Genomic DNA, 22,400 nt, shown 5'->3' on the forward strand with positions numbered 1-22,400 from the left:
TTAAAATTCCCGGAGCGAAAGCTCCCGGAGTAGCGGCATACTCATGCAATGGGACCCGCCACGCGCCCGTGAGAGCTCTGCGGATGGAAGTGTGATAAAAGTGTCTGTTAATGTTTCAACCGAAAGCTCGTCATCTTCCAATTTTTGTATTAAATCCTTTGCACTGATTACATGATAACCGTGCTTCCTGAATGCATCCAGCGTTTTGTCATTCCGGTCATAACCCACGACTACTCCGTCCTTTAATGCTAGAAGGTTGCAGGAATCCGTCCATTGCTCGCGTTCGCCGTAAGGAAACTCGTTGTCGCCGGAGTAGATGAACCTGACAGGCTCGGTGGCACCCAGATCGGTGACGCTGATCGATGTGAGCAGGTCTTCCAGGTTCTCAATTTCCGTCGGATGATGTTCTTTGCCTTTAAGAAATTGCAAAATCCTGAATTCTTTATTTGTATCCTGAGGCGCAAAGAAATGCAGCACGTCTTGTTTTTTTGCTTCATCCCCTAAGCGCGCAAGTGAACCGAGCAGCACCCAAACATTCTTTTTCACTTGCGTAAAGATGGTGTCAATGTGCATATAATCCCGTTTTTTGGGGATTTTGACAATGGTAATTTTATTGACGACCTCTTTTTCAAACAACAATTTCATCACTTGCTGGGCCGCGTAAAGTGACGTCCGCTCACTGCAACCGATCAGGAGATGGTTTGGCGCAACCATCATCACATCACCGCCTTCGAGTGTGCAGCGATGGTAATCACTTGCTTTCTCATCATCCGGCAGCAAAAAGTGTCGTTCGTTTTCGGGTATTTCAATGATGCGTTCTTTTATTTTACCAAACATCGGGTGATAAAAGAAAACAAATTGCGCCAGGATCGACTCGCGCGTCCGGGCATTTTTCGCCGGTTTGTTCAGTAAAATGTGATCATTGATCACAATGCCGATATCCCGCATAAAAATCAGGTTGGGTAAGGGCGCAAACAACATTCTCTTGTCTGAATAGGAGCCGGAGATAAAGATTTTGGCCAACTCATGCGGGTCATATTGATTGAGCTCTTCCTGCGTATTATAAGAACATCTTTCGATGCCACAAATCGCGGCTGTTAACTTGACACGGACTTCATTATCTTCCAGTATTTCTCCTAGCAGTTTTTGGATTTCAACCACACAGTCCGAAGCAAAGTATTTTTCAGAACCGGGAATGAAAAATGAGCGGGTCGGATCATCATCTATGTCGGCCAGCTTTCCTTTGATCTTGTCCGGATCCAGGAAGTAAAGCAGCAGCTTTACGTAATAATCATATTCACCCCGACGCATGGTGTCCAGGTGTACAATGTCTTCAAAAAGCCAGTCTTGTGCTTTGCTGGGGACCACTTTTCCCAGTCCTCGGTCGGGACTATGAATGAGCAGCCTTTTCAATGTGCCCGTTTCCGAAGCGACGTTTATCGCAGTGCCGGCTGTAATTTCTGTATGCATAAATGATTTGATGACGTGTGTTGTGCGCAAAGTAAATGTTTCTTTTCCAATTAAAAACCGGCTCTCAGGCAACGTCCTTACAGGCAGCGCTTTTAGGTTATAAATATCGAAATCCGGGGAACAAGGCTGGCTTTAAAAAGGTTGTAGTTTATATGCAGCATATCACTGCGGACGATTACCGTCATTTTCTTTTACGCGCAAAGCGTGTTACTTTTGCGGTAAATTTACCAAGAACTGTATTTTAAGTATAAATAAGTTATGCTCTCTATTAATGACTTGCGTGCCTCAATTGAAGGTAAGGAAATATTAAAAGGCATCAATCTGGAAGTTAAGCCAGGGGAAGTGCATGCAATTATGGGGCCTAACGGTTCTGGTAAAAGCACTTTGGCGTCTGTTCTGGCCGGAAGAGAGGAATATGAAGTTACTGGCGGCTCGGTAGTTTTTGACGGAAAGAATATTCTTGAAATGGCTCCTGAAACAAGGGCGGCTGAAGGTATTTTTCTCGCATTTCAGTATCCTGTTGAAATCCCTGGTGTTACGACCATTAATTTTCTTAAAACTGCTGTAAACGAAATTCGTAAATATAGAGGTGAAAATCCACTCGACGCTGCACAATTCCTGAAAATGGTGCGTGAAAAGGCGAAGCTGGTAAGCATGAACGATTCATTGCTGAAACGGGCTCTGAATGAAGGCTTTTCAGGCGGTGAGAAAAAACGTAATGAAATTTTTCAAATGGCTGTGCTTGAACCAAAGCTGGCGATCCTGGATGAAACCGATTCTGGACTGGATATTGACGCGCTGCGCATTGTTTCAGAAGGAGTTAACTCATTGCGTTCTCCCGAGCGTGCGACGATCGTGGTAACGCACTATCAGCGACTCCTGGACTACATTGTTCCTGATTATGTTCACGTACTTTACAAAGGCAGGATCGTAAAATCCGGTCCCAAGGAGCTTGCGCTGGAATTGGAGGAAAAGGGATACGACTGGATCAAGGCGGAAGTAGAAGCCATTGGTTAAGAAAGTTTTTGAGGCTTATGCTTTGAAATTCTTAACAATTAAAGTACCATATTAATACATCAATGAGTACCGAAACAATAGATTTGAAAACCAGGCTGATCGCGGATTTCCATGCCCGTGAATCCGTTATGAATGGTGAGGCTTCATCGGCTTTTCATCAGAAAAAACGTGCAGCACTGGCTGAATTTGATAAGTTGGGTTTCCCGACAACCAGAAACGAGGAGTGGAAATATTCCAATGTCAGGGATCTGGTCAGTGTTTCTTATAATTTTAATGCAGAAAGCGCGCTTGGATTGGCTGATCTTGAAGACTTGAAGATCCCGGCACAGGATGCAAATATCATCTATTTTGTGAACGGACATTATCATGCGGAGCTTTCACGCATCATTTCTTCACAAGACCAGATCACAATCAGTTCGCTTTCAGAAGCATATAAAAACAATCCTTCCCTGGTTAACGCCTATTTCAATGAATTGGTTAAAGACCAGGAAGATGCATTCACTTCCCTAAATACTGCTTTTGCGCAGGACGGGATTTTTATTCACATCGCTGATAACAAAGTAGTCGAACATCCGGTAATCCTCCGTTTTGTAAGTGATGCCCGGACGGAGAATGTAGGCAGTCAACCAAGAAACATTATTTCTGTTGGCCGCAATGCACAGGTTAAGCTCGCCGAAGCTTTCCGTACTTTGGGAACAGCGCGTTCTTTCACTAATGCTGTCACAGAAATATATGTGGCCGAAGATGCAAATGTTGAATACTACAAAGTGCAGAACGAGAGCGATAATGCTTACCACATAGGCACTACGCAAGTGCGGATGCTTGACCGTTCGCATTTTTACGCGGGAACAGTTACGCTCAACGGGCGTTTCACACGCAACAACCTGAACATTATTCTCGACGGCGAGCGCTGCGACGCGCATATGTATGGTCTCTATTTTCCGGACGGGACGCAACATGTTGATAACCATACTGTTGCAGATCACCGAAAACCCAATTCAGAAAGTAATGAGTTGTATAAAGGGATTTTAAGGGATAAATCAAAAGGTGTTTTCAACGGAAAGATATTTGTTCGTGAGGACGCGCAGAAAACAAATGCTTTTCAATCCTGCAAGAACATTGTGCTTTCAACCGAAGCGACAATGAACACGAAACCGCAGCTCGAAATTTTTGCTGACGACGTGAAATGTTCGCACGGAACCACAACCGGCCAGATTGATGAAGAGGCGCTGTTTTATATGCGCTCACGCGGTATTTCGAGACCGGAAGCCATGTCGCTGTTGATGTTCGCATTTTGCGCCGATGTTGTTTCCCAGATCAAAATCGAATCTGTCCGTGAATATCTTGAAAACGTAATTGCTCAGAAGCTCGCTTCAAAATAATCGTCTGACATACGCCAGACCCATCTTTTTGCTACCCAACCTGTCATTCATTGGGTTGGGTATTTTTCTTAAATACCTGTCATCATGAGCAACAATCTTGATATAGCATCCATCAGAAATGACTTTCCGATCCTGAATGAAATTGTGAACGGAAAGCAGCTGGTTTACTTTGATAATGCAGCAACAACACAGAAGCCGCGTCTGGTTTTGGATGCGTTGTCGGGTTATTATGAGCATTATAATGCCAATATTCACAGGGGAATCCACCATTTGGCAGAGAAAGCGACTTCGGCATTTGAGCAGTCACGCCGCCGTTTGCAAGCTTTTATTAACGCGCCGCTCTCTGAGGAAATCATTTTTACTTACGGAACAACCGATGGGATTAACCTCGTAGCATCCAGTTATGGCCGCACATTCCTGAAAGCCGGTGATGAAGTGATTATTTCAACCATGGAACACCACTCGAACATTGTGCCCTGGCAAATGCTGTGCGAAGAAAAGGGTTGCATTCTGAAAGTGATCCCGATCAATGATGAGGGTGAATTGCTGATGGATGAATATGAAAAGTTGCTTACAGAACGCACCAAGTTTGTGTCTGTCGTGCATGTTTCCAATTCGCTGGGCACCATTAATCCAGTGAAAGAGATTATTGCAAAAGCACATGCCGTTGGCGCGAAAGTGCTGCTGGACGGCGCGCAGGCAAGTTCCCATTTGCATTTAGACGTTCAGGACCTGGATTGTGATTTTTATTCATTATCTCTTCACAAAATCTACGGCCCGACGGGAATGGGGATTTTGTATGGAAAAAAGGAGTTGCTGGATGCCATGCCTCCTTATCGTGGCGGTGGAGAAATGATCAAGGAAGTGACTTTTGAGAAAACGACATATAATGAACTGCCGTATAAATTTGAAGCCGGAACGCCTAACATTGCAGATGTTGTAGCGGCCAAATTTGCTTTGGATTACGTCGATACATTAGGGAAGTCAAACATTGCAGTACACGAACACAGGTTGTTGGAATATGCAACCGAAGCTGTCAAGGAAATACCAGGACTACGGATTATTGGTCAGGCAAAAGAAAAAGTAAGTGTGCTTTCATTCGTGATTGACGGCATTCACCACCAGGATATAGGCGTCTTGTTGGATCAGCAAGGCATTGCCGTTCGCACAGGCCATCATTGCACACAACCACTCATGCGGCGATTCAATATTACCGGAACCAGCCGAGCCTCGTTTGCTGTTTATAACACGATAGAGGAAATTGATCTTTTGATCCAGGGCTTGCATAAAGTGAAAAGAATGCTGGGATAATCTTGCTAAATTAACCTCCGAATATTAAACCAAATCTATATACACCTATGCCAAACACAGTACAAGAAGCCAAGCGTTATCTGGATAATGCGAAGGAGATTTTGAAAGAGAAAGCGAAGAAAGAGGATGGCCTTTATCAGGACCCGAAATATGTTAAGCTTGCAGGTCATGCAGCTTATACCGGGGTTTTGGTGGCGCTTGACGGTTTATTTGAGGAAAAAGGCAGGGGCAGGAAAGATGTTTCTTGGTACAAAGAGAATCTTTCCAAGTTAGATAAGAAGGCGCTGGCCTCATTTGTCGCAGCTTACAGCACGCTTCATCTAGCAATGAGTTACGATGGAAACACGGACGCAAATGTTTCCACTGCCGGGCTTAATATGGCAGAGTCAATCATTAATTGGGTTGAAACGAAGACTGCGGCAGCATAATTTTAAAAATACAATGACCATAAACGAGATACAGGACGAACTAATTTCGGATTTTGAATTGTTTGATGATTGGGAGAGCAAGTACGAGTATATAATAGATCTCGGAAAGCAGTTCCCGCCGTTGGAAGAGCAGTATAAGACTGAAGACAACATTATAAAGGGTTGCCAGTCCCGCGTGTGGCTGAATGCTTACATGGATGGCGACTTGCTGAAATTTGAAGCGGATAGCGATGCAATTATTGTTCGCGGACTGGTAAGCATGCTTGTGAAAGTTTTGTCAGGACATACGCCAAAGGAAATTGCCAGTGCGGACCTTTATTTTATGGAACGCGTTGGATTACACCAACATCTTGCCCAAACCCGGTCAAATGGGCTTGCTGCCATGTTGAAGCAAATGAAGGCCTATGGTGTTGCGTTTCAGGCAAAGTCTTTTCATACGGCGAATTAATTCAGATTAGTAAAATATATAGCAAAATGTCAGAGGCAGAATTAAGGGAAGAAGTTGTAAAGGCCATTAAAACGGTTTACGATCCGGAGATTCCGGTGGATGTTTACGAGTTGGGGCTTATCTACGATTTGAAAATATTCCCTGTCAATAATGTGTTTGTATCCATGACCCTGACATCGCCTTCCTGCCCATCTGCTGGAACATTGCCGGGAGAGGTGGAACAGAAGATCCGCGAAGTGGAAGGCGTGAATGATGTAAGCCTTGAACTGACATTTGACCCTCCTTATACAACGGAAATGATGTCGGAAGAAGCCAAGCTGGAACTGGGGTTTATGTAGAGACTTCGGCTGTCGGCTATCGGCGGTCAAATGTTTGGAACCTCGGCTGTCGGGTTTCGGCAGTCAAAAATAAGAAGCTCAGTGCCGATGGCTGATTGCCGAAGGCCAAAATATAATTTTATCATAAACTTTAATTTTTAGAAATATGTATCCACCACAATTAGTGGCTCCAATGAAAGCTGAACTGGTTAATGTTGGTTTTCAGGATTTGACAACGGCTGAGGAAGTTGACAATTTTATGCAAACTACAAAAGGAACGGCTTTGGTCGTGATCAATTCGGTGTGCGGATGTGCAGCAGGCGCAGCCCGTCCGGGTGTAACCGCCGCGTTGTCACGCAGCGAGATCAAGCCTGACCATTTGGCAACCGTTTTTGCGGGGGCAGATGTAGAAGCAACTGCTAAAATGCGCGAATATACATTGCCATATCCGCCGTCGTCACCGGCGGTAGCGCTTTTCAAGGATGGTGAGCTGATCCACTTTGTAGAGCGTCATCACATTGAAGGCCGTTCGGCTGAGATGATTGCACAACATTTGCAAATGGCATTTGAAGAGTTCTGTGCAGAAGAAGCATAGTCTTGTCAAATGTTAATGAATATGCGGCTACTTTCGATTAAATTGGAAAGTAGCCGTCTCTTTTTGAGATCTTATTTTTAGCCTGAGTTTTTATGCGTGGACATCGTTTTTCCAAATTTATACCAGCCGAACAAGGGCCAAACAGCAAATTTGAGCAATTGTTCGACATTTTCCAGCAGTTGCTGTTAATGACTTCCGGCGATGTTTCCGAAGCAATGTCATGGCTTAGTGAGCTCGACCGACAATATAATTTGACCAATGACTCTTATGGCATCGGCGATTTCTTCGATGACCTTAAAAAGAAAGGTTATATCACGGAAGAAAAGCAGGATGGTGAGAGTAAGATCATCATGACGCCAAAAGCCGAAAAAAGCATCCGGAAAAGTGCTTTGGATGAAATTTTTGGTAAGCTAAAACGCTCGAAAACAGGCGGAAACCATCATACACCGCACATGGGCGTAGGGGATGAACTGAGTAGCGACATCCGCCAGTTCCAGTTTGGCGACACGCTGGACCAGATCGCGATGACGGAATCCATCAAAAATGCGCAGGTTAACCACGGCATTGGTGATTTTATGCTGATGGAAAATGATCTGGAAGTAGTTGAGCGTGAGCAAAAAACTACAACAGCAACCGTCGTAATGATCGATATCAGTCACTCCATGATTTTATATGGAGAAGATCGCATTACGCCTGCTAAAAAAGTGGCGCTTGCATTGGCTGAACTCATCAGAAGCAAATATCCCAAAGACTCGCTGGACATTATCGTGTTCGGAAATGATGCCTGGCAGATCCAGATTAAAGATTTGCCCTATCTTGAAGTTGGACCTTATCACACCAATACTGTGGCAGGTTTGGAGCTTGCTATGGACATTCTGCGACGTAAAAAAACACGGAATAAGCAGATTTTTATGATCACGGACGGAAAGCCGACCTGCCTGAAAGAAGGAATTCGCTATTATAAGAACAGCTTCGGCCTGGACCGCAAGATCATCAATAAAACGCTGACGTTAGCCGCACAATGCAGAAGGCTGGACATTCCCGTGACAACATTCATGATCGCAACGGACCCTTATCTGAAACAATTCGTGCAAAATTTCACGCAGGTCAATAACGGCCGCGCTTATTATAGCAATCTGCAAGGACTGGGCGGATTTGTACTGGAAGATTTTCAGCGTAACCGCAGGAAAAACGTCAAGTAACACTTACTTTTTGCCAGCAGAAATCATGTTGGCAAAAAGTCTGTATGCTCCTGTGACGCCTGCCGGCAGCTCGCGGAAAAAGGATAGACCTGTGTAAATGTAATGTCCTTTGCCATATTGGGCGTAAAGCACGCCGCCCTCTTTCAAAGTTTCATCCTTGTCATTCGCTGAAAAGACTGCCTGGTAATTCGTTTTATCCCAGGTTTGCGCAAAATACAAGCCACGTTCCTGGATCCAGCCATCGAAATCTTTTTGCGTGATCTTGTTAGGATAGTTCAGTAATGGATGTTCAGGCAGCAAAAAGCGCATTTCCGCATCTTCTTCTGCAACCCGGTCCCTGCCGAGCTCAATGTCGTAAGGGCCGATCTGCTTTACCTTTTGTCCGCTTGGAATGGTGTATTGCACAACCATTGTCCCTCCGTTTTTGACATAATCCATCAGTTTGGGCTGATAATTGGCAAGATAATTCTCTGTGTTATAGGCTCGAACACCCACCACGATGGCGTCATAAATCGAAAGATCCTTCGCCAGACCTGCTTCATTGAGCATGGTAACCTGGCAATCCATTTGCCGCAAAGCTGTGGGGACGTCGTCACCCGCTCCTGCAATGTAGCCGATATTTTTGACGGTCGTTTTGACATCAATTTTCGCAAGTTTCGCTTCTGATGTCGGAAAAATGGTTTGACTCGGAATGTGCTGATAAGCAATGGTTTTGATGGATTTGTCAAATATTTGCCCATCCACGGTGGCTATTGCTCTCAATTTAACTTCCTGGTTATTAGCTGGCGGTGTAATGATGAATGAAAAATATTGCTGCTGATATTTACCCTTCAAATCAAACTCTGCCGAAGTGGGAACGGATTTCCAGCCCGCGGGAATTTCCGGCTTAACGGATCCTTTAACATTACTGCGCTGTGCTTCCACGACGATAGTAATCGTTTTCGGCTCCAATGATGGAAATATGAAGACGGGCTCGGTAATGGTTGTCGTTACCGCTGGGCGGATCTCAAAAGGCCTGTAAATTTCGCCTTCCGCCGGATCAGTGCTTTTATAGAACCAAGGTCGGGAAAAGGCAAATTGCTGTCCGCCGATCTCAAAAACAAACCTGGTCACGGTTTCGGGCCGGTTTTCGGGAAACCCGATGTCCTGCTGATTGTCAATTTGGAACAAACCCTTATCAATCGGTTTTTCCAGCCAATAGGGTTGGGTAACTTTTAATTTTGAAGGCAAAATGGGATTTATTGCAAAGGAATTTAGCTCGTTATCTTCCAGAGCCAGATTCAACGTGCTATCCTTTTCTTTTCCCGTCCATCGCAGCGAAACAAGCTTTACAGGATAATCAGATCTTTTAACAACAGAAATCTTAACGGACGCTGTGTCGCCGACAACCTGAGAAAAGTCATCCGGATTGGTTTCAAACCAAAGCCCTGCACATTGCAAAATCAGCTCTTTAACTTCTTCCTTTTTCGTCTTGATATAAATGTTGGCGGAATCAAGTTTATTCAATTCGGCATTGATTTTTAGAAGTTCTGCAACAGAGGCAGATGGTCTGTTTACAGAAAAGTTCTTGATCGCGGCCGTTACCATGGCCTGTATTTTCTCGCTCCCCTTCACGCGTTTCCAGGAAACATCAACGCCATCAAAAAGCCCTTTTTGAGCCGGTTCGCCCACTTTATGAAGGAAATAATCGATCCTTGCGCCACGCTGGGGTGAACTTCCAAAACCCTGGCTTTTGTGCTGGCTCCGGCTTTCCGCAGCGATTTCTGTATAAGATTTGCCCAGCACCGGATTATAGCCACCTATTGCAATGGATATGAATGGATTTTTCTCTTCCGTAGGTTGCTTGTTGGTAAATCCAGGCGTGTAGGTGTTCCAAACCAGCCTTTTCGCCTGCCACGGTTTCACAAACTTCAATTGATCGGGATAGGACTTTGGGTCGGCAGCGAGGCTGAAACCTTGCTCTGCCAGGAATGCAGAGGTTTGGTGATGACCGTGGCCAGCGCGCGGATCGGGCGGAAAGCGCGTAATGATCACATCGGGCTGGAACTTGCGGATCATCCAGATCACATCGCCCAAAACTTTGTCCTTATCCCAAAAATTCAAAGTTTCATCGCGCGTTTTGGAAAAACCAAAGTCATACGCTCTGGAAAAAAACTGTTGCGCGCCGTCAATGCGGCGGGCAGCCAGCAATTCCTGCGTACGAATGACGCCAATGTTATAACCTTGTTCCGCCCCGATCAGGTTTTGGCCGCCGTCTCCTCTTGTTAATGATAAATATCCTGTTCTAACCAGTTGATCCTTTGATAAATAAGAAAGCATTAATGTGTTCTCATCATCTGGATGCGCGGCAATGTAAAGCACCGAGCCAAGGACATTCAGTTTCTTCATGTTCTGAAAAATTTCACTGGATGACAGGGAAGGAACTTGCGCGGAAAGTTGAAGGCTGATAAGCAGAAAGAGGGCGGTAAGCAATCGGGGCATATAGGGATAGGTTTTTATTTTCTAAATCAGACGGTCCAGGCAAGTAAATAGTCGTCAAATGCATCGTGCTGCACCTGAACAGACATGTTTACATTTTCCTTTTGAATGGAAACCTCAATTATTCCATTTTGGTTGCTCTTAAAAGGATTTGTAATGATATGTTTTTTCAAATCCATATCCGCGTCGCCTGCAAATTTAAAAACGGCTTCCTTTGCACACCAAATCAGATGCAGTAAAACATTATCATCCAGATCCGCCCAATGTTGTTCAGCTTCATTGAGAAAGTAATCGGAGCCTTTTGTAATAGACGGCTTCATTTGCTGTAAATCCACACCAACCGGCTCGCTATCATGCACATATACGCACACATAATCACCTGAATGCGACATTGAAAGCTGTTTGGAACTTCCTTTAATATGCGGTTTGCGATTTTTATCATAGCTGATGATGGGCAGAGACTGCGCCATTTCCTGTAACAAAACCCTGCAAGCCAGCCATTCCTGCTTTCGCTTATCAGTCTTTTTTTCTTCCAGCGGCAGCCATTCTGTGGCGGGTAGCTTAACCATTTCTTTCAAATCCTGCCAACTTTCCGACATATGCCACAACCCTAATGTTGCATCATCCGAAATGCTTTTTATATAACAGATAGGCATTTATTATTAATTTTGATATTCAACCGGGCATAACAACTGCTTTGCCCGTCTCTCCAGCATATGTGGCCTAAAAATAAAATAACGAGGAACGTCCTGAAAACTTTTGGCATTTTCATGCTCACTATTGGCGTTCTTTTCGGGCTCTTTATATGGCGCATCCGTGTTCCTGCACCCAGGCTTGAAAGTACAAAAACTACGGAAAGTTACAAGCGCGTCCAAGTGGGCGAAGACCATTATACGGTGGGAAATTGCTGGTTAAAAAAGAATAAGCAGGGAATTTGGGAAATGTACCTCGAAGGAAAACCCTATGAGCGCGGGCTGATTTACGGCATTCTTGCCAAGGAATTAATGGAAAAGCAGGAAGTCCATTTCGTGAATCAGATCAGGGAAATGATCCCGAGCAGCTTATTTTTGCAAGTTTTGAAAGGCTTTGTTGGCTGGTTTAACCGTGACATTTATAAATACATTCCCGAGGAAAATCAGCAGGAAATTTATGGCGTTTCGCAGTCTTTTTCTGAGCAATTTAATTACATCGGGCCCAAATATTACCGCATTCTCAACTATCACGCGGCGCACGACATTGGCCATGCACTCACGGACCTGAACATGGTTGGCTGTACGTCTTTTGCGGTTAATCACGCATTGACGAAGGACTCAACATTGCTGATCGCCAGAAACTTTGACTTTTACATGGGCGACGCCTTTGCAGAAGACAAGCTCATCGTTTTCATGAAACCGGATAAGGGCTACAAATTTGCATCCTACGCCTGGGCAGGCCTCACGGGCGTGGTTTCGGGCATGAATGAGAAAGGCATAACCGTTACATTAAACGCCTCAAAGTCAGACATTCCGTTTGCGGCGAAGGAACCGATTTCCATTTTAGCTAGGGAGATTTTACAATATGCCGGCACGATTGAAGAAGCCACAAAAATCGCCCGGAGAAGCGAAACCTTTGTCTCCGAATCACTACTGATCGGTTCGGCGGCGGATGATCAGGCTGCGATCATTGAGAAATCGCCTCAGAAGATGGACGTTTTTGAGTCCGGCAAAGATTACCTGGTTTGTGCCAATCATTATCAGGGCCAGTCATTCGTGGAAGATTCGGTGAACATGAATAACATCAAGGATACGGATTCCAAGTCGCGTTTTGATCGTATGAACCAGCTGATGAACCGGTCTTATCCGATGGATGTGAACAAAGCAGCCGAAATTTTACGCGATCAAAAGGCTGTTAATGACAAATTTGTGGGTTATGGCAATTCAAAAACGCTGAATCAGCTCATTGCACACCACGGCATTCTTTTCAAGCCCGAAAAAAGGGAAATGTGGATTTCGACGCCGCCTTATCAGCTCGGAGAATTTATTTACTATAATTTGAATGACGTTTTTTCCCGCAACGGAACATTCCAGCCCGTCGACTCGCTCAAAATCCGCTCCGATCCATTCCTTGCTTCCAATGATTACAAAAAGTTTGAAGCATTTAAGGCTACCAAACAGAAAATCAGCAAGCATGTAATGCTCGGCGTTCCTTTTGAGCTTTCGCGCGAAGAAGAAATCGCATTTGTCACCAACAATCCCGAGAGCTATCTCACCTATCAGTTTTTAGGAGATTATTTTAAAAAGAATAAGAACTTCAAAAAAGCGGTCAGCTATTACCGGGAGGCACTAAAACGCGATGTTGCCTCGCTGAACGAGCGAAATGTGATCAAAGACAAAATTGCGGAAAGTCAAAAGTCTCTCTGATTTTTAGTTATAAACCCGATTCTCAATGACCTTAAATATGATCCGTGAAACGCAGGAGCAAAAGTTAAAACACTTGCTGGCTTATGTTTCGGCACACTCCCCTTATTATCAGAAAATGTTCCGAAAGTATGGCGTGGATGTTGACAGCATTGTTTCCATCGCTGATCTCGAAAAGTTGCCTTTCACCACAAAAGATGACCTGGCAGCTGCAAATGATGATTTTTTGTGTGTGCCAAAAAGCAGGATCGCGGATTATGTAACAACCTCGGGCACATTAAGTGATCCGGTGGCATTTTATCTCACGGATTCGGACATTGAAAGGCTTGCGGACAATGAATCTGAATCTTTTCGTTGTGCGGATGGCTCGGAGCTTGACATTTATCAGCTGATGACGACCATTGACAAACGTTTCATGGCAGGATTGGCTTACTGGATGGGCGCCAGGAAATTGGGCGCTGGGATGATCCGGGTTGGCCCAGGTGCCCCGTTTCTGCAATGGGAGTCCATCCAGCGTTTTTCACCCACTGTTATCATTGCCATTCCCTCATTTATCCCAAGGTTGATCGATTATGCGATTGCTAATGGGATTGATTTCGCCTCTTCCAGCATCAAGTCGGTGATCTGCATCGGTGAGCCCATCCGCAATCCTGATTTTACATATAATGAACTCGGCAAAAGGATCACTTCGCAATGGGACGTAAAGCTTTATTCCACTTATGCTTCCACCGAAATGGGGGCGGCCTTCACGGAATGCAGTCAAGGCAAAGGCGGGCATTTGAACGAAGATCTTTTGATCCTGGAAGTGGTTGACGAGCAGGACCGCGTTGTGAAGGAAGGCGGGCTTGGTGAAATCGTGATTTCCACATTGGGCGTAGAAGGGATGCCGCTGCTGCGTTACCGGACAGGCGATTTATGCCACATGCATTACGAACCTTGCGCCTGCGGACGCAAAAGTCCGCGCGTTGGACCGGTGGTGGGCAGGAAGCAGCAAATGATTAAATTCAAAGGGACTACAATCTTCCCCCCAGCCATTTTCGACGTGCTGGATATGGTGCAGGAAATTGAGCTTTATCAGGTTGTCGTGTCCAAAAATGAGTTCGGAAATGATGACATTATGATCCAGTTTTCTGATCATTTGGACACACCCGTTTTCAGGGAAAAGCTGCATTCGTTATTCAAGTCCCGGCTTCGCGTAACGCCATCTTTTGCATTTATCGCCGCTCACGAACTCAACCTCAGAATATACAAACAGGAGAAACGCAAACCTGAAAAATTGATCTATATTTGAAGCCTCTATTACCATAAAAAATAAAAATTACTAACATGAAAAAGTTTATTTGCGCAGCTGTAATTGCTGTCGCTGCGGTCGGAACAAGTGATTCATTTGCACAAAGAGTTGATCTGAGAAGCGGAGAGGTGGCCGTATTGTCAGGTCAGAAAACCGTGAACATTGAATACGATTATTCCGAATTCGGAGTCGGAAAATTTGCGACTGAGAAAGAATATTTGGACAAAAAATCAGCTGAATACAATGCCAAGGAAGCCGGGAAAGGCGACACCTGGAAAAAGGCCTGGGTTGAGGATCGCAAAAACCGTTTTGAGCCGAAATTTGAGGAGCTGTTCAACAAAGGGATGGCAGAAAAGGGCTTACAAGCCGTTCAGTCCCGGCCGGATGCAACTTACACATTGATCGTTCGCACCAAGTTTGTAGAGCCCGGTTTCAATGTAGGCGTAATGCGCAAGAATGCTTATGTGGATTACGAAGTTGACCTGGTGGAATCTGCTAACAAAGCAACAAAGGTCGCCCAACTGAATCTGCGTAATGTCCCTGGCGGGCAGTTCGGTGGTTTTGACTTCGATACGGGCGTCAGAATCGCTGAATCCTATGCAAAAGCCGGAAAGTCCCTTGCTGCATTTTTGGATAAAAAGCTTTAATAACAATCCATTATCATAATTCTAAACGTTCTCTTGTTATGAAAAAGTTGTTACTTCTTGCATTTGTTCTTTTGAATGCCGGGTTTGCATCTGCTGAAAATTCAATGGCAGATCTTTTCAACGGCAAAGCAAAACTTACGTTTCTGGGCCTTGATTTCACACAGGCAAAATATGTTGGCAGAATAGGTTTTACCGATCCGAACGCTATCCAGAACCAGCATATGGTGAGCTGGAACAACCTGATCGAAATGGAGCCGAAGAAGTTCTCACTCCAGAAAGCCTTCAATTTAAAAGATGATCAGTATGCTTCGAAAGTGGAGGATATGATCAAACTTAATAAATCAGCCAATGTTGCAGATAACATTACCGAAACAGAAGCTGTACTGACGGAAGATCAGGTTAGAAAATCTGTTTCAAAATATTCATTAAGTGAAAAAGAGGGCATTGGTGTCGTTTATGTCGTCGAAAGCCTGAGCAAGACCGCTGAGAAGATGACGGTGTGGGTTACTTTTATTGATCTTAGCACCAAAAAAGTCCTTTATACCGAGAAAGTGGAGGGAAAAGCAGGCGGTTTCGGCTTCCGGAATTACTGGGCTGGTGGCGTATACAAGATCAATGAAGCGATTGACTCCAGATTTTACAAAAAATGGAGTAAAACCTACAAGGTTTCATAATCAAATAGAATTCCCTATTTTTAAAAGTTGGTTCATTACCGATACCATAGCATATTTTTTGTAAGCTGTGATTTGTTCGCCATTTTGGAGGACGCTTCACAGCTTACTGTTTAACTGATAACCCAATCTTGTGCGGATTTTATCTCTCATTTTCTCGGTCCTGATCACCTTATCATTATCTGGTTGCGGTAAAATGCTGTATCGGTCGGCCGAGAAGGCATTTAATAAAGGCATAAAGGAGTCACCGTATGATGCGGTTATCGTTCCGGGATTCCCCCACAACGGCAAAAATTGGGACATGGTTTTACAGATGCGCATCCACTGGGCACATTATCTTTATACAAAAGGCTATACCAAAAATATCATTTTTTCAGGCTCTGCCGTTGCCACACCATTTGTGGAAAGCAAGGTGATGGCCAGTTATGCGCACGCTCTGGGCGTCCCGCTGGAAAATATCTTTACAGAGGAAAAAGCAGAACATAGTACGGAAAACGTTTACTATTCTTACCGTCTTGGAAAAGACCTCGGTTTTACAAAACTTGCACTCGCCACGGATCCGATCCAAACCAGTTACATGCGCAGGTTCATCAAACGCTTCGAGCTGCCGATCGGACTTCTGCCCACGGTGATCGACACATTAAAGGTCATGAACCTGTATGAACCGAAGGTTGACCTGAAAACAGCAACACGCGAAGGATTTGTAAAGCTTTCCGACAGGGAAAATTTCTTCGAGCGGTTTAGAGGCACCATGGGAAAATATATTATATGGCATGAAGAGGATCTCAAAAAGAAAAAACACAGACGGAAGTTCAAGGACAGAATAATACCCGCCCCAGCGGCAAAAAATGAACCATAAAAGCGTGTAATGAAAAAAGAATTGTCGGCAATAGACGCCAAGTATGAAGCACAAAAAATAGCATTTGGTCCCATGTATTTTCAGGCGGTCGTGGCGCTTAAGGAACTGGGTATCTTGCAGTTTATCGGCAACAATCGGAAAGGTGTCGGCGTGGAGACGATTATTGAAAAAACCGGCGTTTCGGAATACGGCGTAACATTATTGCTTGAAGCCGCAGAAGTGATCGGGGTTGTCGAGATTGAGGACGGAATCATAAGAATCAGTAAGGTCGGTTTCTTTCTTTTAAAGGATGAAATGACGCGCGTTAACCTCAATTTCATGCATGATGTTTGCTATCTCGGCGCTAAAAACATGACGGAAAGCATAAGGAACGGAAAGCCGGAAGGTTTGAAAGTCCTGGGCGACTGGCCGACCATTTACGAAGGCCTCTCCATCCTGCCCGAACCAGCGAAGACTTCCTGGTTTGAATTTGATCATTACTATTCGGACAATGCATTTCCCGAAGCTTTGAAGATTGTGTTCAGGAAAAAACCCGGAATGATCTTTGACGTGGGCGGCAACACGGGCAAATGGTCGTTTGCATGCTGTAAGCATGATCCTGATGTTCGTATAAAGATCCTCGATCTGCCCGTTCAGCTCAAAGTTGCAAAAGCCAATGCAGCCGAACGGAATTTACTAGACCGCATTGATTTCCACGCGATTGACCTGCTTGATCGCTCACAGAAGATTCCGCAAGGCGCTGATGTGATCTGGATGAGCCAGTTTCTAGATTGCTTTTCAAAAGAGCAGATTATTCAAATTCTTGAAAACGCTTGCGCAGCATCTTCTGAGAACACTACGCTCTACATTCTGGAACCATTTTTTGATAACCAGAATTTTCCTGCAGCACATCATAGCCTGGTGGCTACATCGCTCTATTTTACGATCATGGCTAACGGGAACAGCAAAATGTATCGCATTGAAGTCATGAAAGGCCTTGCCCGTGAGGCAGGGTTCGAAATCGTAGAAACCTATCCGTTGATCGGTGACAGCTATCATACCATTCTGGAATGCAGGAAACGGGCTTAGGAACATCCGTGCCGTATCATTTGTTTTACTCATTGGTATACAAATAGTTAGATGAAAATATTGCTTATCGTTTTGATCTGTCTGACTTCCTTAACTGCTTTTCGTTTTTTGCAGACAGACAAACAGGCTTTTTACAAAGCATTATCGAGTGGCGAGGAAGCTGCTATTGATCAGAAACTGGCTGATCTGGCAAAGGAAAAGCAATCGTCGCGTATCAATGCATATACTGGCGCATTGACGATGAAAAAAGCCGGGTTCGTGAAAGGTGTGAAAGGAAAAGTGAAAATCTTCAAAAAAGGCGCGCATTTGCTGGAAGAAGAAATAACAAACAACCCGGCAAATACGGAATACAGGTTTTTGAGACTGACCGTTCAGGAGCACGCGCCGGGAATTTTGAAATACAACAAACAGCTTGACGAAGACAAGCAGGCCGTAATTTCCGGTTACAACAAATTGGACAGTGATATGAAGGCAATTGTTTCCAATTATGCGAAGAATTCCAAGGTTTTGCGTGCGGCGGATTTAAAGTGAGATTTTAAGTAAAAAGGATTGTTGATAAATGGGAAAAATACTAGTCGTTAACTACTCACAAACCGGACAGTTGAATGAAATCATCGACCAGTTTTTATCTCCTTTCGATCCCGCAAGCATAGAACGGCACCAGATTCATCCGGCCACGCCATTTGTTTTTCCATGGACAACCGAGGAATTTTTTGATAAAATGCCTGAATGCGTTCAGGAGGACATTATCCCGCTGAAACCAATCCATTTTTCTGCCCTGCAATACGATCTGATTGTGTTGGGATACCAGCCCTGGTTTTTATCTCCTTCACCACCTATAACATCCTTGCTTAAAGATCCGGCTTTCCAGTCCATCATGCGCGGCACGCCAGTCGTAACTATTATTGGCGGGAGAAATATGTGGCTTAATTCGCAGGAAAGTGTCAAAAATTTGATCAAAAACGCTGGCGGTAAGCTCGTAGGCAACATTCCGCTGATGGATAGGACCTCCAATCTGATCAGCGCTTTCACGATTTTACATTGGATGCTAACCGGTCGAAAAGATAGCAAATGGAATATTTTCCCCTTGCCCGGCGTTAGTGACCAGGATATCAGGAGCGCATCGAAATTCGGCGCTATTGTAAACACCGCAGCGGGGAAATCAGATTATCGCAATTTACAAGAGGATATTTTATCAACAGGCTTGATTACAATTCCAACGGACATTCTGTTTATTGAGCAGCGCGCCAAGAAGCTTTTCAGGATCTGGGCAAACCTCATTAAGTCAAAAGGAACGACGCCTGCCAAGCGAAAAAGACTGGTCGGATTTTTTAAATATTATCTGCTGATCGCTTTGTTTGTGGTCGCTCCGGTGATCCTTTTCGTATATAATTTGCTGATCGTGCCTTTTAGCGGAAATGCGATTAAGAAGAAAAAAGAATACTTTTGTGGTGTAGAAATTAAATAATAATGTCAGACGCATATATTACCAGAATTGCCAAGTTTTTGCCGAATGAGCCCGTTTCCAATGATGAAATGGAAGCGTATTTAGGTTATATTAATGGAAAACCATCGAAATCAAAAGCACTTGTTTTACGCAATAACGGCATAAAAAACAGATACTATGCGCTGCAAAAAGACGGCACAGCCACGCACACCAATGCGGAAATGGCGGCGCTGGCGGTTACGGGTCTTTTTAAAAAAAATACATCAGAAATAAAGGACGTAGATTTGTTAAGCTGCGCTACATCGAGTCCGGATCAGCTCATGCCTTCGCATGGTTCCATGGTGCATGGTTATTTGAAAGATACGGGGCCTATTGAAGTGGTTTCGCCGTCCGGCGTTTGCTGCGCGGGCATGCACGCATTCAAATATGCATATATGTCTGTAAAGCTGGGCGAAAAGCAAAAGGCCGTTGCCTGTGCTTCGGAAAGACTTTCTCCCGTTTTGCGTTCCGATCAGTTTGAAGATGAAGTGCAACAACTTCTGAAATTGGAAAAGAATCCATATCTGGCATTTGAAAAAGACTTTTTGAGATGGATGCTGTCCGATGGTGCCGGTGCTTTTCTTGTTGAATCTGCGCCTAATCAATCCGGAATTTCATTAAAAATCGATTGGATTGAAGGCTGTTCTTACGCCAATGAGCAAGAGCCTTGCATGTATATGGGCGCAGATAAGCTGGAAGACGGCTCTTTGAAAAGCTATAAGGATTATAAAAGTGAGCAGGTTCAGGAACATTCTGTGTTCAGTATCAAGCAGGATGTGAAGCTTTTAGGAGAAAAAATTGTTAAATTGGGTTTTGCCAAACTCAAAGAAATCCTGGACAAAAGACAAATAAGCATGGAGGAGGTGAGCTACTTTCTTCCCCATTTGTCAAGCTATTTCTTTGAGGGTAAAATCGAGGATTTTTGTAATGAGAACGGCATGCCGATTTCTAAGGAAAAGTGGTATACCAATCTGGTTACGAAGGGAAATGTTGGCGCCGCATCCATATATATGATGCTTGAAGAGGTGTTTTACAGCGGCGCATTAAAAAAAGGGGAGAAGATCCTTCTTGCAGTGCCCGAAAGCTCACGTTTTTCCTATATGTTCTGTATGTTGACCGTTTGTTGACAAAGCCTGATATGAAAAAAGAAGACCTTCCACAAGACCCCGGGGCGCTGGACAAGTTTACCAGGGAAGTATGTTACGTCAAAAATGAAGACGGCAAGTATGAAACCGCACTAAGCAGGGGTTGGGAGGTTAAGAAACAGGCTTTGGACAGTGCCTGGGACGACGTGAATGAGCGGATTGAAGATGCCAGAAAGGCAGTCGCAAACGGAGAGAAAAGTCCTGTTCATTATTTTATGGAACTCAGGTTAATGGATCTGCCGGTTCTCTCAGGTTACACCGGGTTTTTTCCTTTTTTTATCAAAAGGCATTTGAAACCGTCTGTTTTCAAAGGGTTAAGTGATCGCAAGCTGGAAAAATACGCGCGTGCATTTGACGTTACATTGCATGAATTAAAAAATTTTAAAGGTTGATCCAGTGAATATTGATAGCCAAACGGATGAGTTTCGCCACGTTCAAACGGCGCATTGTGAGAATGGGGTCACTACGGCATTACTACGCTATCACGGTCTGGATTTTATGACCGAGCCCCTGGCTTTTGGTCTGGGTTCAGGACTTTTTTACATACAAATTCCTTTTTTAACAGTGAATAACGGTCCGGCCATCTCGTTCAGAACAATGCCCGGTGCCATTTTCAAACGGACTTGCAAGTCGCTGGGCGTGGAAGTGACCCGGAAAAAGTTTTCTAATGTTGCCGCTGCGGAAGCGTTTCTGGACCAGAAGGTGCGCGAAGGCGTTCCCGTTGGTTGCCAGGTCGGTGTATTTCACCTGACTTATTTTCCCAAAGAATATCGTTTCCATTTCAATGCGCATAACCTGATCGTTTTTGGCCAGGAGGACGATCATTACCAGATCAGCGATCCGGTGATGGAAGATGTTACAACATTATCCAAAGCCGACCTGAGTCGGGTACGCTTTGCACAAGGTCCGCTGGCTCCGAAAGGGCACATTTATTTCCCTGAAAGAGTCAAACCGGTTACGGACGATACGATCCGCAAGGGAATCGTAAAGGGAATCCGCCGGAATGTGCGCGATATGCTTAAAATTCCGGGAAATTTTGCCGGCGTTGATGGCATCAGGCATACGGCCGGGCACATTCGCAAATGGCGTGACAAGCTTGGACTAAAAAAAGCAAGTCTATATTTAGGCCAGATTGTGCGGATGCAGGAGGAAATCGGCACGGGAGGAGGCGGTTTTCGTTTCCTGTATGGCGCATTTCTGGAAGAAGCATCCGCTTACATGCAGGATGACCGCTTATCAGTAGTCTCTGAAGATTTTACCAAAGCCGGAGATATGTGGCGCGCGAGTGCGATCAAAATGGCAGGCGTTTACAAAGGACGACTGACCGAACAAAAGGATTTTGATGAAATAGCCGATATGCTGATCGATATCAGGGCCGTAGAAAAAGAAGCGTTTCAAAAACTGTCACGCCTGAATCTTGGCAATTGAGTACAACGATATGACCGAATCGGTTTGCATTGAAATTCAACACGTTTCTAAAAAATACAAATCTGCGCAGGAAAACAGCCTCACTGATGTCTCTCTGAACATTGCCGCATCTGATATTTTTGGTCTGCTAGGGCCGAATGGTGCAGGCAAAACGACCTTGATTTCTATTCTCTGCGGCATAATCCCGCCGTCTTCCGGGACCATTCATTTTTACCACGAGAATCATCCCATTTCCGGGCAGCAGCGAAAAAGCCGCGTAGGCTTCGTCCCGCAGGAATATGCATTTTATCAGGAGCTTTCTCCGCGCCAGAATCTGGATTATTTCGGGGCGATGTACAATCTGGCTAAGCCGAAACTCGAAGCACGCCGTGAGCATTTGCTGGACATTTTAGGGTTAAGCAAGTTTGCCGATAAAAAAGTGGGGTCGTTTTCGGGTGGCATGAAGCGGCGGGTTAACCTGGCCATCGGCATTATCCACGAGCCCGACATTTTGTTTCTCGACGAGCCCACTGTCGGGGTCGATGTGCAGAGCCGTAATGCTATAATCCGCTATTTACGCGAAATTAATGACACCGGCACCACCATCATTTACACTTCGCATCACATGTCCGAAGCAGAGGAATTCTGCAAAAACATTGCGCTCGTTGATCATGGGAGGGTTATTGCTAAGGGAGATCTTGCCGCCCTTAGACGGGAGCACGAGGTTTCCAGTCTGCAATCTTTATTTATCAAACTGACGGGGGAGGAGTACAGGGATTAGT

23 protein-coding genes are annotated in these 22,400 nt (G+C 44.7%); 20 read left to right on the forward strand and 3 right to left on the reverse strand.

Going from position 1 to position 22,400, the window contains the following annotated elements; all coding sequences use genetic code 11:
* A complete protein-coding gene (locus MUK70_RS30630; RefSeq protein ID WP_234656624.1) occupies nt 1-1,470 on the reverse strand; it encodes an arginine deiminase family protein in 1,470 nt (489 codons plus the stop codon).
* A 258-nt stretch (nt 1,471-1,728) separates the two neighbouring features.
* Between MUK70_RS30630 and sufC the strand changes: the two genes are divergently transcribed.
* The 8 genes from sufC (at nt 1,729) to MUK70_RS30670 (ending at nt 8,170) form a co-directional block, all read left to right on the forward strand.
* Nucleotides 1,729-2,487, forward strand: a complete 759-nt coding sequence (sufC, locus tag MUK70_RS30635; RefSeq protein WP_234656625.1) for a Fe-S cluster assembly ATPase SufC — start codon at nt 1,729-1,731, stop codon at nt 2,485-2,487.
* A 62-nt stretch (nt 2,488-2,549) separates the two neighbouring features.
* Nucleotides 2,550-3,869, forward strand: coding sequence for a Fe-S cluster assembly protein SufD (gene sufD, locus MUK70_RS30640; protein ID WP_234607082.1), 1,320 nt, complete (start codon nt 2,550-2,552; stop codon nt 3,867-3,869).
* Between the two features lie 84 nt (nt 3,870-3,953).
* Nucleotides 3,954-5,180: a cysteine desulfurase gene (locus tag MUK70_RS30645; RefSeq protein ID WP_234656626.1), complete on the forward strand. Its 1,227-nt coding sequence runs from the start codon at nt 3,954-3,956 to the stop codon at nt 5,178-5,180.
* A gap of 47 nt (nt 5,181-5,227) precedes the next feature.
* Complete coding sequence (locus MUK70_RS30650) at nt 5,228-5,608, forward strand: DUF5618 family protein (RefSeq protein WP_234656627.1); 381 nt, start codon at nt 5,228-5,230, stop codon at nt 5,606-5,608.
* 13 nt (nt 5,609-5,621) lie between these two features.
* Nucleotides 5,622-6,056 carry a SufE family protein gene (locus tag MUK70_RS30655; RefSeq protein WP_234656628.1) on the forward strand — a complete coding sequence of 145 codons (435 nt, stop codon included), beginning with the start codon at nt 5,622-5,624 and terminating at the stop codon, nt 6,054-6,056.
* A gap of 26 nt (nt 6,057-6,082) precedes the next feature.
* The gene (locus MUK70_RS30660) at nt 6,083-6,394 is read left to right on the forward strand and encodes an SUF system Fe-S cluster assembly protein (RefSeq protein ID WP_221393148.1); all 312 of its coding nucleotides are present in this window, start codon (nt 6,083-6,085) and stop codon (nt 6,392-6,394) included.
* A 145-nt stretch (nt 6,395-6,539) separates the two neighbouring features.
* Nucleotides 6,540-6,968: a BrxA/BrxB family bacilliredoxin gene (locus MUK70_RS30665; protein ID WP_234607088.1), complete on the forward strand. Its 429-nt coding sequence runs from the start codon at nt 6,540-6,542 to the stop codon at nt 6,966-6,968.
* Between the two features lie 92 nt (nt 6,969-7,060).
* Entirely contained in the window at nt 7,061-8,170 is a 1,110-nt protein-coding gene (locus MUK70_RS30670) for a vWA domain-containing protein (RefSeq protein WP_234607089.1), read from the forward strand.
* A gap of 3 nt (nt 8,171-8,173) precedes the next feature.
* On the opposite strand, the gene MUK70_RS30675 is transcribed toward MUK70_RS30670, so the two are convergent.
* Together MUK70_RS30675 and MUK70_RS30680 are read right to left on the reverse strand one after the other, a co-directional pair.
* Nucleotides 8,174-10,651, reverse strand: a complete 2,478-nt coding sequence (locus MUK70_RS30675; RefSeq protein WP_234656629.1) for a PIG-L family deacetylase — start codon at nt 10,649-10,651, stop codon at nt 8,174-8,176.
* Between the two features lie 26 nt (nt 10,652-10,677).
* Nucleotides 10,678-11,304, reverse strand: coding sequence for a 4'-phosphopantetheinyl transferase family protein (locus MUK70_RS30680; protein WP_234656630.1), 627 nt, complete (start codon nt 11,302-11,304; stop codon nt 10,678-10,680).
* A 114-nt stretch (nt 11,305-11,418) separates the two neighbouring features.
* Here MUK70_RS30680 and MUK70_RS30685 point away from each other — a divergent pair, with 114 nt between their 5' ends.
* From MUK70_RS30685 to MUK70_RS30740, 12 genes are all read left to right on the forward strand, one after another.
* Nucleotides 11,419-13,047, forward strand: coding sequence for a C45 family autoproteolytic acyltransferase/hydrolase (locus tag MUK70_RS30685; RefSeq protein ID WP_234656631.1), 1,629 nt, complete (start codon nt 11,419-11,421; stop codon nt 13,045-13,047).
* Between the two features lie 25 nt (nt 13,048-13,072).
* The gene (gene flxY, locus MUK70_RS30690; protein WP_234656632.1) at nt 13,073-14,335 is read left to right on the forward strand and encodes a flexirubin biosynthesis putative acyl-CoA ligase FlxY; all 1,263 of its coding nucleotides are present in this window, start codon (nt 13,073-13,075) and stop codon (nt 14,333-14,335) included.
* A gap of 35 nt (nt 14,336-14,370) precedes the next feature.
* On the forward strand, nt 14,371-14,982 hold the full coding sequence (locus MUK70_RS30695; RefSeq protein WP_234656633.1) for a hypothetical protein: 612 nt from the start codon (nt 14,371-14,373) through the stop codon (nt 14,980-14,982).
* Between the two features lie 38 nt (nt 14,983-15,020).
* The gene (locus MUK70_RS30700) at nt 15,021-15,656 is read left to right on the forward strand and encodes a hypothetical protein (protein WP_234656634.1); all 636 of its coding nucleotides are present in this window, start codon (nt 15,021-15,023) and stop codon (nt 15,654-15,656) included.
* A 130-nt stretch (nt 15,657-15,786) separates the two neighbouring features.
* Nucleotides 15,787-16,512 carry a YdcF family protein gene (locus tag MUK70_RS30705; protein WP_234656635.1) on the forward strand — a complete coding sequence of 242 codons (726 nt, stop codon included), beginning with the start codon at nt 15,787-15,789 and terminating at the stop codon, nt 16,510-16,512.
* 9 nt (nt 16,513-16,521) lie between these two features.
* Complete coding sequence (locus tag MUK70_RS30710; RefSeq protein WP_234656636.1) at nt 16,522-17,580, forward strand: methyltransferase; 1,059 nt, start codon at nt 16,522-16,524, stop codon at nt 17,578-17,580.
* Nucleotides 17,581-17,631: 51 nt separating this feature from the next.
* Nucleotides 17,632-18,111 (forward strand): hypothetical protein, encoded by a 480-nt coding sequence (locus tag MUK70_RS30715; RefSeq protein WP_234656637.1) that lies wholly within the window; start codon nt 17,632-17,634, stop codon nt 18,109-18,111.
* A 28-nt stretch (nt 18,112-18,139) separates the two neighbouring features.
* Entirely contained in the window at nt 18,140-19,048 is a 909-nt protein-coding gene (locus tag MUK70_RS30720) for a hypothetical protein (protein WP_234656638.1), read from the forward strand.
* 2 nt (nt 19,049-19,050) lie between these two features.
* Nucleotides 19,051-20,193 carry a dialkylresorcinol biosynthesis protein DarB gene (gene darB / locus MUK70_RS30725; protein WP_234656639.1) on the forward strand — a complete coding sequence of 381 codons (1,143 nt, stop codon included), beginning with the start codon at nt 19,051-19,053 and terminating at the stop codon, nt 20,191-20,193.
* Nucleotides 20,194-20,204: 11 nt separating this feature from the next.
* Nucleotides 20,205-20,603, forward strand: coding sequence for a flexirubin biosynthesis protein DarG (DarG, locus tag MUK70_RS30730; protein WP_234656640.1), 399 nt, complete (start codon nt 20,205-20,207; stop codon nt 20,601-20,603).
* A gap of 4 nt (nt 20,604-20,607) precedes the next feature.
* Nucleotides 20,608-21,639, forward strand: a complete 1,032-nt coding sequence (gene darH, locus MUK70_RS30735; RefSeq protein ID WP_234656641.1) for a BtrH-related acyltransferase DarH — start codon at nt 20,608-20,610, stop codon at nt 21,637-21,639.
* 10 nt (nt 21,640-21,649) lie between these two features.
* Nucleotides 21,650-22,399: an ABC transporter ATP-binding protein gene (locus MUK70_RS30740; RefSeq protein ID WP_244784587.1), complete on the forward strand. Its 750-nt coding sequence runs from the start codon at nt 21,650-21,652 to the stop codon at nt 22,397-22,399.
* Nucleotide 22,400: the final 1 nt, after the last annotated feature.

Origin of the sequence: Dyadobacter chenwenxiniae (assembly GCF_022869785.1) — a bacterium.
Taxonomy (GTDB): Bacteria; Bacteroidota; Bacteroidia; order Cytophagales; family Spirosomataceae; genus Dyadobacter; species Dyadobacter chenwenxiniae.

Excerpts from the sequence above, each read along its gene's own strand:
- MUK70_RS30670 (WP_234607089.1), top strand. The coding sequence starts at position 7,061 with ATGCGTGGACATCGTTTTTCCAAATTTATACCAGCCGAACAAGGGCCA.
- DarG (WP_234656640.1), top strand. The coding sequence starts at position 20,205 with ATGAAAAAAGAAGACCTTCCACAAGACCCCGGGGCGCTGGACAAGTTT.
- MUK70_RS30700 (WP_234656634.1), top strand. The coding sequence starts at position 15,021 with ATGAAAAAGTTGTTACTTCTTGCATTTGTTCTTTTGAATGCCGGGTTT.
- MUK70_RS30715 (WP_234656637.1), top strand. The coding sequence starts at position 17,632 with ATGAAAATATTGCTTATCGTTTTGATCTGTCTGACTTCCTTAACTGCT.
- MUK70_RS30740 (WP_244784587.1), top strand. The coding sequence starts at position 21,650 with ATGACCGAATCGGTTTGCATTGAAATTCAACACGTTTCTAAAAAATAC.
- sufC (WP_234656625.1), top strand. The coding sequence starts at position 1,729 with ATGCTCTCTATTAATGACTTGCGTGCCTCAATTGAAGGTAAGGAAATA.
- MUK70_RS30710 (WP_234656636.1), top strand. The coding sequence starts at position 16,522 with ATGAAAAAAGAATTGTCGGCAATAGACGCCAAGTATGAAGCACAAAAA.
- MUK70_RS30685 (WP_234656631.1), top strand. The coding sequence starts at position 11,419 with ATGCTCACTATTGGCGTTCTTTTCGGGCTCTTTATATGGCGCATCCGT.
- MUK70_RS30675 (WP_234656629.1), bottom strand. The coding sequence starts at position 10,651 with ATGCCCCGATTGCTTACCGCCCTCTTTCTGCTTATCAGCCTTCAACTT.
- MUK70_RS30695 (WP_234656633.1), top strand. The coding sequence starts at position 14,371 with ATGAAAAAGTTTATTTGCGCAGCTGTAATTGCTGTCGCTGCGGTCGGA.
- MUK70_RS30655 (WP_234656628.1), top strand. The coding sequence starts at position 5,622 with ATGACCATAAACGAGATACAGGACGAACTAATTTCGGATTTTGAATTG.
- MUK70_RS30630 (WP_234656624.1), bottom strand. The coding sequence starts at position 1,470 with ATGCATACAGAAATTACAGCCGGCACTGCGATAAACGTCGCTTCGGAA.
- darB (WP_234656639.1), top strand. The coding sequence starts at position 19,051 with ATGTCAGACGCATATATTACCAGAATTGCCAAGTTTTTGCCGAATGAG.
- MUK70_RS30660 (WP_221393148.1), top strand. The coding sequence starts at position 6,083 with ATGTCAGAGGCAGAATTAAGGGAAGAAGTTGTAAAGGCCATTAAAACG.
- MUK70_RS30680 (WP_234656630.1), bottom strand. The coding sequence starts at position 11,304 with ATGCCTATCTGTTATATAAAAAGCATTTCGGATGATGCAACATTAGGG.
- sufD (WP_234607082.1), top strand. The coding sequence starts at position 2,550 with ATGAGTACCGAAACAATAGATTTGAAAACCAGGCTGATCGCGGATTTC.
- MUK70_RS30645 (WP_234656626.1), top strand. The coding sequence starts at position 3,954 with ATGAGCAACAATCTTGATATAGCATCCATCAGAAATGACTTTCCGATC.
- MUK70_RS30650 (WP_234656627.1), top strand. The coding sequence starts at position 5,228 with ATGCCAAACACAGTACAAGAAGCCAAGCGTTATCTGGATAATGCGAAG.
- flxY (WP_234656632.1), top strand. The coding sequence starts at position 13,073 with ATGACCTTAAATATGATCCGTGAAACGCAGGAGCAAAAGTTAAAACAC.
- MUK70_RS30720 (WP_234656638.1), top strand. The coding sequence starts at position 18,140 with ATGGGAAAAATACTAGTCGTTAACTACTCACAAACCGGACAGTTGAAT.
- MUK70_RS30665 (WP_234607088.1), top strand. The coding sequence starts at position 6,540 with ATGTATCCACCACAATTAGTGGCTCCAATGAAAGCTGAACTGGTTAAT.